Origin of the sequence: Psychrobacter sanguinis, assembly GCF_020736705.1 — a bacterium.
GTDB lineage: Bacteria > Pseudomonadota > Gammaproteobacteria > Pseudomonadales > Moraxellaceae > Psychrobacter > Psychrobacter sanguinis.
Genome location: NZ_CP085990.1, coordinates 469,737 through 488,204, shown reverse-complemented (window position 1 = coordinate 488,204; position 18,468 = coordinate 469,737). Strand labels below are relative to the sequence as shown.

At 41.9% G+C, this 18,468-nt stretch carries 16 protein-coding genes, 2 tRNA genes and 1 pseudogene; 12 read left to right on the top strand and 7 right to left on the bottom strand.

Going from position 1 to position 18,468, the window contains the following annotated elements; translation table 11 throughout:
* Positions 1–41: 41 nt before the first annotated feature.
* The 8 genes from proC to nemA all read left to right on the top strand — a co-directional run bounded on the left by proC (position 42) and on the right by nemA (position 6,433).
* Positions 42–890 carry a pyrroline-5-carboxylate reductase gene (proC, locus tag LK453_RS02130; RefSeq protein WP_201542185.1) on the top strand — a complete coding sequence of 283 codons (849 nt, stop codon included), beginning with the start codon at positions 42–44 and terminating at the stop codon, positions 888–890.
* Positions 891–1,006: 116 nt separating this feature from the next.
* Positions 1,007–1,576 (top strand): YggT family protein, encoded by a 570-nt coding sequence (locus tag LK453_RS02125; RefSeq protein ID WP_044297990.1) that lies wholly within the window; start codon positions 1,007–1,009, stop codon positions 1,574–1,576.
* A 257-nt stretch (positions 1,577–1,833) separates the two neighbouring features.
* Positions 1,834–1,923: transfer RNA gene (locus LK453_RS02120), tRNA-Ser, on the top strand.
* Positions 1,924–2,103: 180 nt separating this feature from the next.
* Positions 2,104–2,180: transfer RNA gene (locus tag LK453_RS02115), tRNA-Arg, on the top strand.
* Between the two features lie 376 nt (positions 2,181–2,556).
* Positions 2,557–3,228, top strand: a complete 672-nt coding sequence (locus tag LK453_RS02110) for an RDD family protein (RefSeq protein WP_201542183.1) — start codon at positions 2,557–2,559, stop codon at positions 3,226–3,228.
* A 180-nt stretch (positions 3,229–3,408) separates the two neighbouring features.
* A complete protein-coding gene (locus LK453_RS02105) occupies positions 3,409–4,497 on the top strand; it encodes an IS4 family transposase (protein ID WP_227954047.1) in 1,089 nt (362 codons plus the stop codon).
* Positions 4,498–4,614: 117 nt separating this feature from the next.
* On the top strand, positions 4,615–5,094 hold the full coding sequence (locus LK453_RS02100; RefSeq protein ID WP_201527014.1) for a hemerythrin domain-containing protein: 480 nt from the start codon (positions 4,615–4,617) through the stop codon (positions 5,092–5,094).
* A 238-nt stretch (positions 5,095–5,332) separates the two neighbouring features.
* Complete coding sequence (gene nemA, locus LK453_RS02095; protein ID WP_201542333.1) at positions 5,333–6,433, top strand: alkene reductase; 1,101 nt, start codon at positions 5,333–5,335, stop codon at positions 6,431–6,433.
* A 99-nt stretch (positions 6,434–6,532) separates the two neighbouring features.
* Here nemA and LK453_RS02090 read toward each other — a convergent pair.
* The 3 genes and pseudogenes from LK453_RS02090 to LK453_RS02080 form a co-directional block, all read right to left on the bottom strand.
* Positions 6,533–7,027, bottom strand: a pseudogene (locus LK453_RS02090) (IS630 family transposase); the annotation flags it as partial.
* A gap of 31 nt (positions 7,028–7,058) precedes the next feature.
* A complete protein-coding gene (locus LK453_RS02085) occupies positions 7,059–7,370 on the bottom strand; it encodes an IS630 transposase-related protein (RefSeq protein ID WP_201541622.1) in 312 nt (103 codons plus the stop codon).
* A gap of 112 nt (positions 7,371–7,482) precedes the next feature.
* Positions 7,483–8,208, bottom strand: a complete 726-nt coding sequence (locus LK453_RS02080) for a pantothenate kinase (protein ID WP_201541878.1) — start codon at positions 8,206–8,208, stop codon at positions 7,483–7,485.
* A 421-nt stretch (positions 8,209–8,629) separates the two neighbouring features.
* On the opposite strand from LK453_RS02080, the gene LK453_RS02075 reads away from it, so the two are divergent.
* The gene (locus LK453_RS02075; protein WP_201541876.1) at positions 8,630–9,901 is read left to right on the top strand and encodes an SEL1-like repeat protein; all 1,272 of its coding nucleotides are present in this window, start codon (positions 8,630–8,632) and stop codon (positions 9,899–9,901) included.
* 133 nt (positions 9,902–10,034) lie between these two features.
* Here LK453_RS02075 and rsfS read toward each other — a convergent pair whose 3' ends face one another.
* The 4 genes from rsfS to LK453_RS02055 all read right to left on the bottom strand — a co-directional run bounded on the left by rsfS (position 10,035) and on the right by LK453_RS02055 (position 15,040).
* The gene (gene rsfS, locus LK453_RS02070) at positions 10,035–10,439 is read right to left on the bottom strand and encodes a ribosome silencing factor (protein ID WP_007394333.1); all 405 of its coding nucleotides are present in this window, start codon (positions 10,437–10,439) and stop codon (positions 10,035–10,037) included.
* Between the two features lie 131 nt (positions 10,440–10,570).
* On the bottom strand, positions 10,571–11,365 hold the full coding sequence (gene nadD / locus LK453_RS02065) for a nicotinate (nicotinamide) nucleotide adenylyltransferase (protein ID WP_201541874.1): 795 nt from the start codon (positions 11,363–11,365) through the stop codon (positions 10,571–10,573).
* Positions 11,366–11,639: 274 nt separating this feature from the next.
* On the bottom strand, positions 11,640–13,787 hold the full coding sequence (pta, locus tag LK453_RS02060) for a phosphate acetyltransferase (RefSeq protein ID WP_201541872.1): 2,148 nt from the start codon (positions 13,785–13,787) through the stop codon (positions 11,640–11,642).
* A 50-nt stretch (positions 13,788–13,837) separates the two neighbouring features.
* Positions 13,838–15,040: an acetate/propionate family kinase gene (locus LK453_RS02055; RefSeq protein ID WP_201541870.1), complete on the bottom strand. Its 1,203-nt coding sequence runs from the start codon at positions 15,038–15,040 to the stop codon at positions 13,838–13,840.
* Between the two features lie 445 nt (positions 15,041–15,485).
* Here LK453_RS02055 and lptM point away from each other — a divergent pair, with 445 nt between their 5' ends.
* From lptM to dapF, 3 genes are all read left to right on the top strand, one after another.
* Complete coding sequence (gene lptM / locus LK453_RS02050) at positions 15,486–15,797, top strand: LPS translocon maturation chaperone LptM (RefSeq protein ID WP_201541868.1); 312 nt, start codon at positions 15,486–15,488, stop codon at positions 15,795–15,797.
* A 162-nt stretch (positions 15,798–15,959) separates the two neighbouring features.
* A complete protein-coding gene (gene lysA, locus LK453_RS02045) occupies positions 15,960–17,303 on the top strand; it encodes a diaminopimelate decarboxylase (RefSeq protein ID WP_201541866.1) in 1,344 nt (447 codons plus the stop codon).
* Positions 17,304–17,575: 272 nt separating this feature from the next.
* Entirely contained in the window at positions 17,576–18,457 is an 882-nt protein-coding gene (gene dapF / locus LK453_RS02040; RefSeq protein ID WP_201526996.1) for a diaminopimelate epimerase, read from the top strand.
* Positions 18,458–18,468 lie beyond the last annotated feature (11 nt).

Below are 18,468 nucleotides of genomic sequence, written 5' to 3'. Positions count from 1 at the left end.
ATCAACAATTTCAAGCTAAGCTTTAAATGAAGGGAGGAACAATGGCAGAACTTAAAGGTAAAAAAATCAGTTTTATTGGTGGCGGTAACATGGCTCAAGCCTTAATTAGTGGGTTGATAGGTCGTGGAATTAAGCCAACAGATATTACCGTTGCCGATCCCTCAGCTGATATTCGTGAGCGTCTGAAAAGCCAGAAAATTAATACGGTAGACCCAACAGGCACTACTGAAAGCGATAATTCGCAAATTGCAGTACAAACAGCAGACGTGGTGGTATTGGCGGTTAAACCTCAGGTCATGAGTAAAGTGGTCTCTGACTTTGCAGAAGTGCTAGACCAACAATTGGTCATTTCAGTGGCTGCGGGCTTATCCACTGATAGCATCAGTAAAATGTTGGGGGGTTATAACAATATTGTTCGTGCCATGCCCAATACGCCGGCCATGATCCAAAAAGGCGCCACTGGACTTTATGCCACAGCACAAATTAGCGATACAGATAAAAAGCTAGCAGCAGCATTAATGGCAGCTTCTGGATTGGTAATCTGGGTGGAAGAGGAATCGCAATTACATGCCGTTACTGCGGTATCTGGTTCTGCTCCGGCTTATTTCTTTTACATGATTGAGTCAATGATTGACGCTGCCGTTGAGCAAGGTCTCGATAGAAAGCAAGCAGCTGCATTGGCCATGCAAACCGCATTAGGTGCGGCTCAAATGACTATTGCTAGTGACGAGACGCCAGCAGAATTGCGCCGTAAAGTGACTTCTCCTAATGGCACTACTCAGGCTGCTATTGAGTCGCTCCAGCAAGATAACTTCGTTCAAACCATTAAAACGGCGATGCAAGCATGTTATGCGCGCAGTGAAGAAATCAGTAAAGAGCTAGCAGATTAAATTAAATGCCGCTAAGTGTTTCCTCAATACGATATTAATTGATATAAAAAGACCCTTCGACCCTGTCATATGGTCGATAGCCCCTTTATTAAGCCAAACTAGTAAGAGTACGTTGAATGACAAGTCTTTCGTATACCCTGTTTAATATGGTAGTTAATTTTGCCATGCTTCTTATTTTTATCCGTTTTATGCTTCAGTTTGCGGGGCTTGAGCGTAATCATCCTTATGTTGAGCCGGCTTACAAAGCCACTCGAATTGTTGATGTTTTTGGGCGTATTTTCCCGACTGTGGGCGGTGGCCGAGTAAGCTTAGCTGCAGTTATGTTGTTATTTTTAATAAAATTAATTGATCTTTCTGGTAATGCGGCGCTTGCAGGGCATGGGTATACGCCTATTAGGTTGTTCTTTGAAGGGACTTTATCGTTAATCCTTAGTTTTTTGAGTGTGGCACGTTATCTGATTATTGGCTCAATCATTATCAGTTGGGTAGTATTATTGACCCAAAAAATGCATCCTATCTTTGAGCTAATCGTACAGATGGCTGAGCCTATCTTGGCACCTTTCCGCCGTATCACACCAAATTTGGGGATGCTTGATCTATCGCCTATCGTCGCTATTTTTGGTCTATTGTTAATTGAAATCTTTGTGGGCATCATTGCTAGAAATTTATTGCCTATGATTGGTTAGGTTTTTGATTGGCAGATGTCAATGACGTTAGTTACCGTTTAGGCCTTGAGCAGAGTAAGTTTCAGGTCGTTGTCTTAATTTTTTTATGTACTTATTGGGTAGAATAAGTGGACAAAAAGCCGATTTAAATGGCTTAATTTGTATAAACTATAAAAACATACTTGCAATGCTGATTTAGTTTGCTATAATACTCGCCCACAACATGAGGTAACTGGCTGAATAAGCTGACATCCTAAAGTTGTGTTTTTAGAAGTTTCGGTGAAGTGGGTGAGTGGCTGAAACCGCACCCCTGCTAAGGGTGTATACGTTAACGCGTATCGAGGGTTCGAATCCCTCCTTCACCGCCATTTTTTTAGTGATTTAGTTAAAAATTATTTTTTTAAAAAAATCATAAAAAAAGATTGACTCCTAAAAAAAACTGGCTATAATAGCCATCCTGTTAACGGCAAGTACTACTAGAGATAGTAATCTACTCAGCAGTTAATAAGAGAAAAGATAAGTTAGATAATTGTTGATAAAACAAATATGCGCCTGTAGCTCAGTTGGATAGAGCACTTGGCTACGAACTAAGGGGTCGGGAGTTCGAATCTCTCCAGGCGCACCATCTAACAAATCACTAAATTAATCGCCCATTGTTTGGCGATTTTTTTATGCCTGTCATATTTGTAAAGGTCCTATCTTTGTCTTCATTGCCTGCAAGCAATTCCATCCAGGCATTTTACCTCAAGACAATACATCGATAAGTATTGCGCCGAATAACTTAGAATATGAGCTTTTTGGCATATGAGTTTTCTGGCTTACTGTCTCATGCTGTGTAGTTTTAGCTCTTTCATAATTATGCCCCGTGCTTACCTTCTGCCTTGGCTGTTTTGCCACATTAAATATCCTAGCACTCATCCTCGTCTTCTATCATTCTCAAAATAAGTTACAATAGCTTTTTTATATAAACGCGTCTGCCACTACTGAGTTGTTATTTAATCATGTCTAAACAACGTACCCCCAAGCTTTCTCGTCGTCCTCAGGCTGCACCACTCAAAAGTACTGAGCCACTTAGACCTACCGGTATTGATGGCGTACACATCTCTGGTGAGCCTGAAATCGCCAAAGCCGGAACTCGAGTTATCGCTATCGTATATGATGGCATGCTGATTTTGGCGCTATTGTTTTTGGTAGGGACCGTATTGACGGTACTAGGAACCATGATGACCATGGAAACAGGGGTAACATCTGATCAAGCGCAGACCTTACCACGCTGGTACCAAAATTTAGTGTTAACCCCTGCTTTCATTTTGACTTTAATTGGCTTTTATGGCTTATTTTGGCGCCGAGGCGGGCAGACTTTAGGCATGCAGACTTGGCGTCTAAAAACAGTAGACAGTAACGGCCAGCTCTTGACTTGGTCTAAAGCCATGAAGCGAATTTTAGCCGCTTGTGTGGTGCCCGTTATCTGCGGTTTGATAGGCTATGCGTTTCATGGCTCACGTTCTGCCATGTTATTCAGTGCCTTTTTTGGGCTGATGTTTAACTATCTATTTTGTTTGTTTAACCGTGGCGGTCTGGCAGTACATGATATGTTGTCAGACACCGTCACGCTTAAAATGCCAAAAATCCATCACGAAGGGTTATTGAAGTCTTTCAAGAAGAAAAAATAACGGTAAATAAGAATGGCTTGCATTATTCACATGCTCACACAAAATGTTGTCTAACTTAGACAGTAATCTTAGTTAATCCTAGCTATAATTGAGTGATATTTAAAATCTCTGTACACGACAAAAAACAAAAAAGCTGACTAAGGACAAGGCATAATAGTAATTTTTCTTACGAACCACACTATGCCAAACCTTAATCAGCTCATAAATATATTATCGCAAAACCTAACCATGAACAAGGCAAGACTGACCTGTTTAGCCTTAATTACTCTAGCGATAATACAAGTACAAAGTAGTAACCTCAAACAAATAGCAAGAGGATTTGTCAAAGGTAGGACAAACAGTAATTACAGACGGCTACAACGCTTCTTTGCACAAGTTGACATAGACCAAGACCAGTTAGCCAAATTCATCTATCAACTCTTTGACTTAGACGAAGTCATCATCAGCATAGACAGAACCAACTGGAAATGGGGTAAAAAGAACATTAACATCTTTTTGCTCAGCGTTGTTCATCAAGGAATCGCTATTCCCTTATACTGGACACTACTGGATAAAAAAGGTAACAGCAATAGTAATGAGAGATGTGAGCTCATACAAAAGTTCATCAACACCTTTGGCGCAGACAAAATACAGTATGTATTAGCCGATAGAGAGTTTGTTGGCAAAGAGTGGTTTCAATGGCTAAATAAAGAGCAAATAAAGTTTTGCATTCGCATCAAACACAACACCCTAGTAGCCAATCATCAGGGTAAATTGGTACAAATAAAGACATTGTTACGTCATCTATCCCCTCATGAAACGTTTATGTTAGCCAGAGCTGTTCCCGTATATGGCGTTAAAGTTCGTCTATTTGCAAAGCGTGATGCTGACAACGATTATGTCATTATAGCGACTAACAATTTAGATCATACGGATGCTATGGCTCTTTATAGCAGACGCTGGGAGATTGAAACCTTGTTTTCTTGTTTTAAAGGACGAGGGTTTAATCTTGAAGATACGCATCTTACACAGTTGGATCGGGTAAGTAAGTTAGTGGCTGTTTGTGCGCTAGCATTTTGTTGGTCATATCGCATTGGGATTAAAACTGTACAGCAACACCCTAAAAGACGAAAGCTTAAGAAACATGGTCGACCCCAGCAAAGTTTGTTTGCTATTGGTTTGGATGTTTTGATTGATGGTTTGCGTGAGTATTTCTTTGCTGGCAATCGGCGTGTGTTTGAGGTTCTAATAAGTTATTTGTCTCCTAGTGCACGACCTTTGAGACTTTGAGCATTTTTGTCGTGTACAGAGATTTAAAATAAAAAAGTTTAAATAGTACATATTTATAAGCGCTAAAAATTCTAATAAGCAATTTGACTGATTTTTTGACTGACTTTGGAGAAGACCATGAGTAAAGATACGGGTGTGAATTTCGATCAAGACATTTTCGCCGCATTAATTACTAAACATGATATACAGCGTGACCTATGCGATAAGCTTGAAAATGAAACAAATAACGAAAAACGTAAAACCATTTATGAAGAGTTGAAAGGTGAGCTACAAGCTCATGCAGCAGCAGAAGAACGTCACCTATATATCCCAGTGATGCAGCATGATGAAGGCTTAGATTTGTCGCGTCACGCCATCACTGAGCATCATGAGATGGATGAAATGATGGAAACATTAGATGATGGTCGTATTAGTCAAGACACTTGGGATACCACTTGTGCTGATTTGATTCATAAAGTGCGTCATCATCTACAAGAAGAAGAAAATGAGTTCTTCAAAGAAGCACGTAAAATTTTAGATGATGATTTACAACAGCGTTTAGGCGCTTTATATCAAGTAGAGCATGATGAGTTTGAAAAAACGCATGCTGATGATTAATCTCGTTAAGTTGTAAGTAGTTAACTGTTACTGTAGTAGAAAAGACCCACTAGATTTATCTGGTGGGTTTTTTATTTGCATTTTTTATGTGTGTAATATAATAAAATTGTAACGACCGGTCTATTTTACTTTTAATTTCTAATTACGGCATCATAATAGAGGTCGTAACTCTAACCACAGTAGTTATTAACCCTATTAAAATCATCAAAAAATCAATCAAAAAACTAAAGGAACCTTTATGGCATACGCTACCTTATTCCAACCTCTTGAGATGGGCAATGAAACTTTTAAAAACAGAGTATTTATGGCACCGCTAACCCGTTTACGTGCGATAGAGCCTGGAGATATGCCTAATATTTTGGCAGCAGAGTATTATGCTCAGCGCGCAGGGGCAGGTTTGATTATTACAGAAGCGACTCAAGTGTCGCTACAAGCCAAAGGTTATGCCGGTGCACCAGGTCTGCATGATGAAAATCAAGTAACCGCATGGAAAGTAATTACCGATGCGGTACATGCCAAAGGTGGCAAAATTGTGGTTCAGCTATGGCACACCGGTTTGGTATCACATAAAAGCGTACAGCCAGACGGTAAAGCGCCTATATCTGCCTCTGACGTGAAGGTAGGCGTACGTACTAGCTTACGTGATGCATTAGGCCAAGCGATTCGTGTAGACAGCACCACACCACGCCCAGCAAGCCTAGAAGAAATTAAGCAGGTCATTGCTGACTTTGCTCAAGCTACCAAATACGCCAAAGAAGCTGGTTTTGATGGTGTGGAAATTCATGGTGCTCATGGCTATCTAATACACGAGTTCTGGGCGGAGCATACCAATAAGCGCGATGACAATTATGGCGGCAGTCGTGAGAATCGTGCACGCTTAATGCTAGAAGTGATTGATGCTTGTGTTGATGCTTGGGATAAGGACCATATCGGCATTCGTATCTCACCATTGGGTACTTTTAACAATGTTGAGGTGGGCTATAATGAAGAAGAAGCCACTTGGCTGGTCGAACAAATTAATAAGCGTGGTCTGATGTATTTACATCTTTCTGAGCCAGACTGGGCTGGAGGCACGCCTTATTCGACTGAGTTCCGTCAGAAAATGCGTCAAGCGTTTGACAATACCATTATCGCTGCTGGCGGTTATACTCCTGAGAAAGCGGAATCATTGATTGAGGCCGGCTATATTGATGCTGTTGCTTTTGGCCGTGATTATATCGCTAACCCAGATTTGGCAGAGCGTATCGAAAAAGGGGTGGCCTTAAATAAACAACACCCTGAGACGTTCTACGGTGGAGACAGAAAAGGCTATACTGATTATCTTTTTATGAGTAAATAAGTATTCATTATTCGTTAGCAACTCCATGAGTTAACAAAAAGCCCTACCTGTGACAGGTAGGGCTTTTTAGTGGCTTTATTTTTGATATAGTGAAAGAACTTATAAACTGTTACAAAGCCAAAGAAAATAAAAGAACAAAGTATCGATACAATGCAGACGCCAGTCTTTACGTTTACGCTTGATCCAAGCCCAGGCTTTTTCGATGGGATTTAAATCTGGGCTATAAGGTGGTAGCCATAAAATACAGTGTCCTGCATCATTAATAAGCTCTTGAATATCAAGTCTTTTATGGAAGGTGGCGTTGTCCATAACAACAACGCTATTCTTAGGTAGGTTTGGCAGTAGCAATTGTGTCACCCAGCTATAGAAGACGTCGGCATTGACATTACAATCATAAAGGCCAATAGCGAATAGTTGATTATTGTGAATAGCACCGATAGCATTAGTTTGATTCTTTAGTTGCCAGTTATAACTGCCAAAGCACGGTTTGCCTTTATAGGAATAGCCGTGTGGTCGATTCTCATGAGACTTAAAACCACTTTCGTCTAAATAAATAATAGCTCTATCGCTTTCTTCAAACTCAGACAGTTGTTCAAGAAATAGACGCCTTAGATTGTCATCTGCTTTAGGGTGTTTTAGTGTCTTTTTTTTGAGTAATGCCGATACGCTTGAGAGCTTTTCCTATGCCTCTGTCGCTACAGTTAAATCGCCTTGCTCGTTCATAATGATAGTCATCAGGATAGGCTTTGACATCTGCTATAAGGGCATCGTTGTCTATCTTACTAGGGATTCGTTTGCATTGTTTGCGCTCAAGCCGTTTCTTCCAGTTTTGTATACTGGTTGGGCTAATTTGATACTCTTCGGCTAACTCCCGAAAGCTGTAGCCTTCGTCAAGTTTGCTAAGAATCATTTGTCGGTAGTCTTTTGAATATGCCATAAGTTTTAGTGTACCACTTTATTCGTTCTTTGACTATAGCTTTAACACTCATTATGGTCAAAGGTTGACGACGTCCATAGAGTCAAAATAGTATTAAACTCTTATATGCTAATTAATGCTGATCAAAATAGCGCATAAGCCCATTTAGCAATAGATTTTCTCTAATATGAATAGGATGGGTCAGGTGCTGGGCTAAAATAGGTGAATCGCCTCCAGTCAATGTGAACTCATAGTTGGGGTGGCGCCGGGCTATCTCATTAATAGCGCCCACAATTGACAGTAGAATACCTCGATGAACCGCATCAGACGTAGTCACTCCCTCACTAATGCTATTAAAAGTCCCTTCAACGATACTAATCTGCTTGGTACCTGAGAATAATGCTTCTCGCTGCAAATAAATGCTAGGGAAAATATAACCGCCTAAGTGATGGGCATGGTCTATTAAATCTATGGTCAATGCTGTCCCGCAGCCAACAATACATTGACGCTTTTTGCTATCTACTGCACCCAAAATCTGTAGCCAGCGATCCACGCCTAATTGTCCGGCATCATAGTCACTGCTAAGCAAAGGGTGATGCGCATCCACATGAACAAACTCAAAAGGAATGTCTAATGTGGACAAAGACTCAGCCACTTGAGCATTCACTTCTTCGCCCAATACTGAGGACACACCAATAAATTCTGGCGCAAGTTTATCAAACCTGTCCGTCAATCCTATTAATAACTCAGCCGGAGCTTGTAGATGCTGTTTGGCATCAGAGGTCACAATTTGACCAATATCATCGGCCAGCCAATATTTTAGTCTGGTATTACCCAAATCAAGCCATAAGTTAGCCATACATGCTCCATTGCCTTGGGCGTTAAAAAATTAGTCAATATTAATTAATACAGGGTCTATCAATAAAGGATTTAGCGATAAAGGATCTAGTAATAAAGAATCTAATGATAAAGGGAACAATGATAGCAGCTTATTTTAAAACTGCGCTAGTGAATTTTGCGATTTAAAACGGTCGAAATAGGTGGGTCTTGGTTATCGATTTACAGTAGATTTTGAGTAATAAATCGACTGTTTATGACCTAGCAGATAAGCATTGATTTTATTAAGTTAATACAACAAATTACGTTTTTTTAGAATACTAATTTACTGTAAACTGAATCAACCTATAGAATAATTCAACCTATTCTCTCATTTATCTCTTACAGCGACTGACCCCACTCATAAGCCACAAATGAGATAGGCGATTCCTCTAAGGACATATATGCCAGCAGTAACCTTGCCATTTTTATCTAGACTTAATGCCGCTTCATTAATCGCACTAACTACCGCGCTGCTGGTGACTTCATTGCCGGCTAAAGCACTTGATTTGTTAACCACTGAGGTTTTAGCACAACAAGACAGTCCGCAGGAACAATTTAATTTGGGCTGGATTTATGAGACAGGCAGTGAGGGAGTCACCCAAGACTATAAAAAAGCGTTTCAGTGGTATCAAAAAGCGGCCGTAAATGGTAATGCTGACGCTCAGTTTAATCTAGGGGTGATGTATCATGAGGGCAGAGGGGTTGCTAAAAATATTACTAAAGCGATGCAATGGTATAAAAAAGCAGCAGACCAGGGTGACAAAGATGCCCAATATAATCTGGGAATACTCTATGAAAACGGCATTGGCATTGCTCAAGATTACCAAGAAGCTCTAAAGTGGTATCTAAAGGCGGCACAGCAAGGCGACTTACATGCTCAGTATAAAATTGGCTGGTTTTATGAGAGTGGGCATGGGGTCGATCCTGATATGTCGAAAGCCATAAAGTGGTATCTGCCAGCGGCTGATAAAGGAAATGTCGATGCACAGTACACCATGGCCACTTTATATGATGAAGGCCGAGGTGTGCCTCAAGATTATAACAAAGCACTTAAATGGTATTTAAAAGCCGCCAGTCAGGACGATGTCGATGCTTACGTCAATCTCGGTGTCTTATATTATCAGGGTCATGGCGTTGAGGTAGATTATGCGAAGGCAGTGCAGTGGTTTTTGAAAGCAGCTCAGGAAGACAACGCCATTGGCCAACTCAATCTAGGTATCATGTATGAAAACGGTCTGGGTGTGGAACAAGACTTTGAAATGGCAGCAAGTTGGTACAAGAAAGCTGCTGTTAAAGGAGATCCTCAAGCACAGTACAGTTTAGGTATGCTTTATGACAGTGGCTACGGGGTTGAGTATGATCCGAGACAGGCTGTGGCATGGTACCAAAAAGCAGCCGACCAAGGCATGGCCGAGGCGCAATATAATTTGGCTATGAGTTATTATTTGGGCGAAGGTGTCCCTAAAGATTTCAAAAAAGCGATAAAATGGTATACCCAAGCTGCGGATCAAGACTATGGCAAAGCCAGCTATAATCTGGGAACAATGTATTATAACGGAGATGGGGTGACTCAAAGCTATAGTGAAGCTAAAAAATGGTTTGAGCGCGCCTGTCTGGCAGAGGATGTAGATGGCTGTCGTATTTACATCGATCTGTCCTCTGCAGACGAATGATTTATCCTTCCACAACGGCAAATTAACGAATCAATAAACCCATAAAAAAGACGCTAATTAATTAGCGTCTTTTTTATGGGATAAAAGCTTTTGAAAAGTTAAAGATTCTAAAAAGAGTCCCTAAAACAGATGGTTAGCGTTCGCTTAAGTCGCGGGCTACTAACTTTTTAAGCTCTTCAGGTGAAGACCATAAGCCTTCTAAGTCATAAAATTCACGAGCTTGGCGCGTCATGATATGAACAACAACACCGCCCAAATCTACTAAGGTCCAGTCGCTGTCTTTCTCGCCTTCACGGCCTAATGGCATGAAGCCAGATTTTTTGGCAATGGCGCCTACTTGATCGGCCAAAGCACTCACATGACGCTTTGAAGTACCTTCAGCAATAACCATATAATCCATGACGTCTGTCAATTCTGACACGTGTAGCACAGAGATGTTTCTTGCTTTTAAATCGTCTAGAGCTTCTTGAGCCATCTCAAGGCAAAACTGTAGTCTTTCATCGCTCATGGGTGTTCTTTGATTTGCGTCTATTGTCATAGCTATCCTATAGGGTTGTCTGTATATACTTTATGGCTTGCGGGCCAAAAGGTATGTTTGAAAGTTTGGGTGAAAATTTAGTTCATTAAGAGGGCGTTGGGTTTTACGTAGGCGGTATGGAAACCGTAAACTCAATAAGAATGATATAAATTGTTTTTCATGATATACGAATATACGGAGTGTGGCAAAGCAGATTTTGCAATATCTGACTTACCTTCTGTAATTGCTGCCCGTATAGCACTGCTCGATAAGGGTGCGACGGTATGTGAATCTATGTATATGTGGCCACAAGTATGGTTCTTCAAGTCCTCCACATTGGCGGTCACTTGAGATCTCAAAGATTGAGGCAATAAGGCTTTGATGTCAGTCTCGGACTGTAAAGCATCTCGAGGTACGACCCATAAATGAGCAAACTGGGTCAGTTTATCACCGTCTTGCCATTGGGGTAAGCTGGCGACATTATCGGCACCGATAATAAAAATTAAACTAACCTCAGGAAATTGTTTACGCAGTTCAGCCAAGGTGTTTATGGTGTAAGTAGGCGGGGTTTGCCATATCTCATGCTCACTAATGGCCAGATTTGAGTAAAATTGGGCAGCAGAGTGAGTCGAGGTAAACAATAACTCAGAGAGAGAATCAGATTTTAAGTCTTCAATAGCCTTCGCCAGCATTTGTAACCGATGCTCAGCACTGCTGCTATTCGTTTTAAGTGGTGAGCGTGAGGTGGGCATAAAGTAAGCTTTAATGTCTGCTCCTGAGAGATTACCCACTGCTAGCCTTCGATAGACGTGAGTGATCAATGCCAAGTGACTTTTGTGTACGGGATCAAAAGAACCCCCAAGATAAATATGGATAGCAGAGGGCACAGACATTTGGGTGACATCAGGGCAGGGTACGGCTACAGAAGGGTTAGAGGCTACGGTCATTCAAAATCCATCACATTGGCTTTAGGTAAACAGGTTGAAGCAAGTGCTTTAAAAATAGTCATTGGCTAACTGACAAATAAGATAGCCAACTAATTAGCTATAGTGTTAATGGCTAAGTAAGTATAGAGACTTGCTGTTTGAAAACCAACAGCCTGTGATCAACGGTTAGTTAGCCTAATACCCATACCAATATGGAAATCAAATAAAAAGACATGACTCATAAAAATAGCCGACAATTTGCCGGCTATTTTTTACGAGATATAAACTTTTAGAGTTATACGTCAGGGCTAGCGGCTTGAATAGCCGTTAGAGCGATGGTGTAAACAATGTCATCCACCAAGGCACCACGTGACAAGTCGTTAACTGGTTTATTTAAACCCTGAAGCATAGGACCAACGCTGACCACGTTTGCGCTACGTTGTACCGCTTTATAAGTGGTGTTACCGGTATTTAAATCTGGGAAAATAAATACGTTGGCTTGACCGGCCACAGGCGAATCAGGAGCTTTTTGCTTACCAACGCTAAGAACAGAGGCCGCATCATATTGCAATGGGCCATCTACCATTAAGTTTGGCGCACGTTCACGGACAATCTGCGTAGCTTGTTTTACTTTTTCAACATCATCGCCGGTACCCGATGCACCCGTTGAGTAACTGATCATAGCCACTTTAGGGTCAATACCAAATGCTTTGGCAGAAGCCGCTGATTGAATAGCAATTTCCGCCAATTGTTCAGCATTAGGATCAGGGTTAATCGCACAGTCACCATAAACCACTACTTGTTCGGGTAGTAGCATGAAGAAGATTGAAGAGACCAGTGAGTATTGTGGAGCGGTTTTAATCAACTGGAAGGCAGGGCGTACTGTATTGGCTGTGGTATGAATGGCACCTGAAACTAGGCCATCGACTTCATCCAAATGCAGCATAGTAGTGCCTAGCACTACGTTGTCTTGCAACTCTTCTGTCGCTTGCTCTTCAGAGGCTTTACCTTTACGACGCTCGACGAAAGCTTTGACATACTTATTAAGGTCAATGTTAGCAGGGTCAATAATTTCGATGTCTTCAGGCAAATCGACACCACGGTTTTTGGCCACTTGAGCAATCTCTTCTGCATTACCAATTAACACACACTGAGCAATACCACGGCTCTGACAAATAGCCGCTGCTTCAATGGTACGTGGCTCTTCACCTTCTGGTAATACCACACGTTTTTTAACTTGTTGTGCTTTTTTCACGACCTGATGACGGAAAGCAGAAGGCGATAAGCGCGGTGTATAGTCACGTTCGAAATAAGATTTTAACCAATCTAAGTCTAAGTGAGCTGCCACAAAACGCGTTACCATTTCTGCACGTTCTGAATCGTCTTTTGGAATTTCATTACTGATGGTTGATAAGTTGGTTACGGTCTCTAGACTGTCGGTAGTCACGCTCATGACAGGTAAGCCAGTCTTCAATGCAGGCTGGCACAGATTAATGACAGCATCATTTGGAATAATACCGCCCGTCAACACAATACCGGCCATTGGAATGTCATTCATGGTGGCCATGGCAGTGGCCAATAAAAGGTCATCACGATCGCCTGGGGTGACTACTAATGTACCACGAGTAAAAATTTCACCGACGCGCGAGATAGTGCGTGCAGTTAAGCTGGTTTTTAGTACACGGCGCTGCTTCGCTTCACCTTCACTAAGCCAAGTGGCGCCTAACTGTTGGGCAATGTCCCAAGTGCGAGGCACTGATAGGCTGTTGCTAAAGGGGACCACACCGATTAGATGGAATTTTTCAGTCGCGAAGTTAGGTGAGTGTGACTGCATCGCTGCAATGAAGTCTTCATCGAGCTGTAAAATTGCCTTACCAGGGGCGACGGGCTGAGTGTCAAAGGTATTGGGAACGTTTTTGGCGCGCATTAGGATACTGCCTAGGGTGCGCTCTCCATTTAGGCCACCAAATATACGGGCATGCACGTCTAATTTGTCAGCCAATTGTTTTGGATTTTCAAGATCTGCCATACTGACAAAGATGACTTTGGCATCGAGTGCAGTCGCCAAGGCAAAGTTAACTTGTGAGGCATAGCTGACCTCTTCGGTAGGCACCAAACCTTCACAGACAACGACATCATAATCACCATCTAGTTTGTGAAAGTTAGTGACTACTTCTTCCATTAAGTCATCGACATTTCCCGCATTCATCATGTGCTCAACACGTTCGCGAGGGATAGACTCTGGTGGGTTTAGACCAAAAGCCAGACGGGTTAAGTCGCTTGAGCTGTCTAAAGTATGCTGTGAATCATGTGAATCATCTTGTAAAAACGGCTTCATAAAGCCAGCTTGCATGCCCAAATAGTCTAGTGCCTTAATTAGACCTAGACCTGCAGAAGTTAAACCAATACCACGGCCGGTAGGAACCAGCAAAATAGTTTGCATAAACAAGTCCTTAGTTATTCATTATAGGATTTTAGATTATTAAATTATGGTTATAGGCCCAGTACGGCTCTGGTTTCTTCAGCAATTTGTAATTCTTCGTCGGTTGGAATGACCCAAAGTTCGTACTTACTTTCTGGAGTATGGAAGCTGCCTTCTTCACCGCCATATAAGGTGCTGTTTTTCGCTTCATCAAGGTCTAGGCTAAAGTGGCGCATAACCTCTAAGATTCGGCTTCTAATAGTCGCTGAGTTTTCGCCTATACCGCCTGAGAACACGATACCGGTTAGGGTAGGTAGGGCACAAGAAAGAGCGGCTAGATATTTGCCGGTACGATAGCAGAACATTTCAACAGCAAGTTTGGCGCTTTGCTGATCGGGATGTGACTCATCATTGGCAATGGCCTCAACAGTACGCATGTCATTTGATACGCCAGATATCCCTAATAAGCCGCTTTCTTTATTTAAAATAGTATCAATCTGCTCTAAGTTAAGCCCCATGGTACGCTTTAAGTGGATGTGTAAGCTTGGGTCGACATCACCACAACGGGTACCCATCATTAACCCTTCAAGTGGGGTTAGGCCCATGCTGGTATCTAAGCTTTTACCATCATAGACAGCAGTGGCAGAACTACCATTACCTAAGTGTGCAATGAGCCAGCCATGAGGACCTTCTTGCTCAGTCAATACGCTGGCACGGTTTGATAGGTAAGCATGCGAAGTACCATGGAAGCCATAGCGGCGAATGAAATGTTTTTCATACATCTCTTTTGGGATCGCATAGCGGAAAGCTTTTGGTGGCATAGTTTGGTGAAAAGCGGTATCAAATACCACCACTTGAGGTAGGTCTGGGTGAATGGCTTCAACAGCTTCAATGCCAGTGGCGTTAGCAGGGTTATGCAAAGGAGCAAGCTCTTTTAAACGTCTAACTTCATCTACCACATGAGGGGTCACTTGGACAGCCGAACTAAATTCACGACCACCATGAACCACGCGATGACCAACCGCAATCGGAGATTGATCGCCTAAAAGGTCCATAATCTTAACCAAAGCGGCTTTGTGGTTGGCACCTGGGATACTAACTTCTGTTTTTTTGCCTTCTAGGCATTTGTGCACAATACGAGCATTATCTAACCCTAAGTTTTCAGCCAAACCTGTAATACGGTATTGATTGTCTTCGCTGATTAATGCGTACTTGATAGAGGAGGAACCACAGTTAACAACTAACGTTGGTTTGGTGATAAGGTTATTGCTCATATTGTGTCCTTACATTAAGAATTTAAAAGAAAAAAATATGACAGCAAATACTGTCATAAAATTAATAGGCGCATCGTGCCCCATCTTTTACCAACACATAACATCCTATTAGGGTGTGGCCTGAATTTCGAAATCAATGATCTATATTTGAGCAAATTAGTAATGTATTCTACAAAAATAAAATACCATTGAACTTAAGGTTGCCCTAATATCCACTATGATTGATTGCTGGTATGCACCTGCTTTAAGTATAGCCCAGATTAATTTTAAATACACCGATTTAGTGCTTAAAAATAAGTTAAGTCCTTAAGAATTAAAAGTTTCTTACAGTGGCTTAAATTTTATGGTTAAAAGCTTTTAGGTAAATTTTGAGAATTTTGTTACCATAGCAAACAGTTGTTTTTTTGCCGGTACCTCCACAATTAACATGCATAGGAAGTCGTCCATGCCAAACACTTATTCTCAAAATTCAAATCATGCTGGTTTAGTTGCTCTAACGGATATCAATACAACAAAGCCAAATATCAATCGTTTGGTGGTGGCAGCGACTACAGTTATTTTGACCACTGCTTTTTTGAGTGGCTGTGGTCAAAGAGGAGATCTGTACCCAACTGCAGAGGCACCAAGCAATACCAATTTCCTACTGTATAAGGGCAACAAAGATAGCAGTAAGAGCGCAGAAGAGGCACAAGCTGAGCGTGCTATTGAGCAGCAAAAGGTTGAAGAGGCAGCGCTTCAAGATCCTCAAGATTATTAGGACTCGACAATTGGCAAAGCCCCAACTAGCACTGTCGCAAATTATCATGCTTTTGAATAATCGATAAATCATTATACTCAGTCATTTATTTTAATTGTTTAGATTTAATGATTTAATAAGACTCAACTTTAAGACTTACCTTTAATTGGACACTTTCATACTATGAGTAACCCAGACTTATCTCAGGCCACAGTACAACATACCCCGGATGGACTACGTATCAATGCAGAAAGCTTTGTCAAAAAACTACCCACGTTAAGCTACCAACAAGGGGTTTTATCGATAGAAGCCGTCTCTGCGCAACAGTTGGTTGAACAATACGGCACCCCTCTGTATGTGTATTCTAAGAAGGCAATTTTAGAAGCTTATCAAGCCTATAGTGATAGCTTCGCTGAGATTGATCATCAGGTGTGTTACGCGGTAAAAGCCAATTCTAATTTAGCGGTATTAAAGGTATTGGCAGAAGCAGGGGCAGGGTTTGATTTGGTGTCTTCAGGGGAGCTGGCTCGAGTACTGGCAGTGGGCGCAGATCCTAAGAAAATTGTATTTTCGGGGGTAGGTAAGACTGTCGCTGAGATGAAAGCGGCACTACAAGCAGGCATTGGCTGTTTTAATGTTGAGTCATTAAGTGAGCTGGACCGATTAAATGCGGTGGCAGCAGAGATGCAGGTTAAGGCACCTATCTCTATTCGGGTTAATCCTGATGTCGATGCCAAGACCCACCCTTATATTTCGACCGGTCTTAAAGACAATAAGTTCGGTATTAGCCATGATGTGGCCGTTGAGGCCTATAAGCATGCAAACAGCCTAGCTCACTTGCAAATAGTGGGTATTGATTGCCATATTGGTTCACAGCTTACTGAAATTGATCCTTTCGTGGCTGCCTTAGATAAGGTATGTGAGCTAATTGACGCTTTAAAACAAGCGGGTATTGAGCTTGAGCATATTGATTTAGGCGGTGGCTTGGGGGTTATTTACATCGATGAGCAAGTGGCAGAAGTCAGCGAGTTTGCCAATGCTTTATTACCAAAGCTAAAGCAATTGGGCTTAAAGGTGTTCTTCGAGCCAGGTCGTAGTATCGTGGCTAATGCAGGGGTATTGCTCACTCAGGTTGAAGTACTGAAGCCGACTGAGCACAAAAACTTCGCCATTGTTGATGCGGCCATGAATGATTTGATTCGCCCAGCTCTTTATCAGGCCGAAATGGCAGTTATTCCAGTTAATAGCCAACCGCAATCACAAACACAGGAACAAAGCTGGGATATTGTGGGCGCAGTTTGTGAAACAGGCGACTTCTTGGCCAAAAAACGCTTACTGTCATTAGCAGTAGGTGAAGTCTTGGCCATTACCGGTGCGGGTGCTTATGGCTTTGTGATGAGTAGTAACTATAACTCACGTCCTCGTCCAGCTGAAGTTATGGTGTCAGCTGACAAGCATCAAGTGGTGCGTAAGCGTGAGACCCTTGAGCAGTTATTTGATACTGAGTCATTCTTTAAATTCGACTAAGCTCATCCAAATTAAGTTCAGCGAATTATTAACGAAAACCTGCGTATCACACGCAGGTTTTTTTATGGCTTAAAATCATTATCAAAATTGTGATGCGATGATTTCTTTAATCACAAAGGATATGACTTTAGTCAAATTAAGTGGATATAACCATTTGATAACGGGGAACAAAAGACAGGACACAGTTATTTTATTTAGCAACGCTTCGCTATTATCATTGTTATATTGTGCATGGTAAGATAGGGCATAAATAGACTCTAAGGAATAGAAGAATGCTTATAGAATTTACAAAAATGCATGGATTAGGCAATGATTTCATGGTCATTGACTTAGTCACGCAGCGTTTAGAGTTAACGGAAGAGTTGATTGCGTTACTGGCAGACCGTCATATGGGAATAGGCTTTGATCAGCTGTTAGTGGTTGAACCACCGATGCGTCCAGACGTTGATTTCCGCTACCGTATTTTTAACGCAGATGGTAGTGAAGTAGAGCAGTGTGGTAATGGTGCACGGTGTTTTGCTCGATTTGTACAGGCACGAAAGTTGTCTTTTAAACAGCGCATACGGGTCGAAACTAAGTCAGGTATTTTAACTTTAACCACTGACAACTACGGTTGGGTAGAAGTGGATATGGGCAAGCCACGCTTCGAGCCTGCTGAAATCCCATTTACCCCTAAGGCCATTACCAAGATCCAAAACGCCTACCATCTAGACGTTGAAGGGACGCCGGTGCAGTTATACGTGGCCAATATGGGCAATCCCCATGCAGTGATTAAAGTGGACGATATTCTAACCGCTGATGTTGAAAAACTAGGCAGTGCCATTGAGTCACATCCGGCTTTCCCAGAAAAGGTGAATGTCGGCTTTGTACAGGTCATGAACCAGCGTCATATTCGTTTACGTGTTTATGAGCGTGGCGTGGGGGAGACTCAGGCTTGTGGTACAGGTGCTTGTGCTGCAGTAGCGACGGGTATCAGAGAGGGCTGGCTAGATGAAGGTGAAGAGATTAGAGCACAGCTTTATGGCGGCAGCTTATTGATTCGTTGGTCTCCAGGCTATTCGGTGATGATGACGGGCCCTACTGCCTTTGTTTATGAAGGCGTATTTAGTCCAGATGGTATTATGGCACAAGCAGGTCTAAAGCCGTCTGCTTAAACGATTAAGGC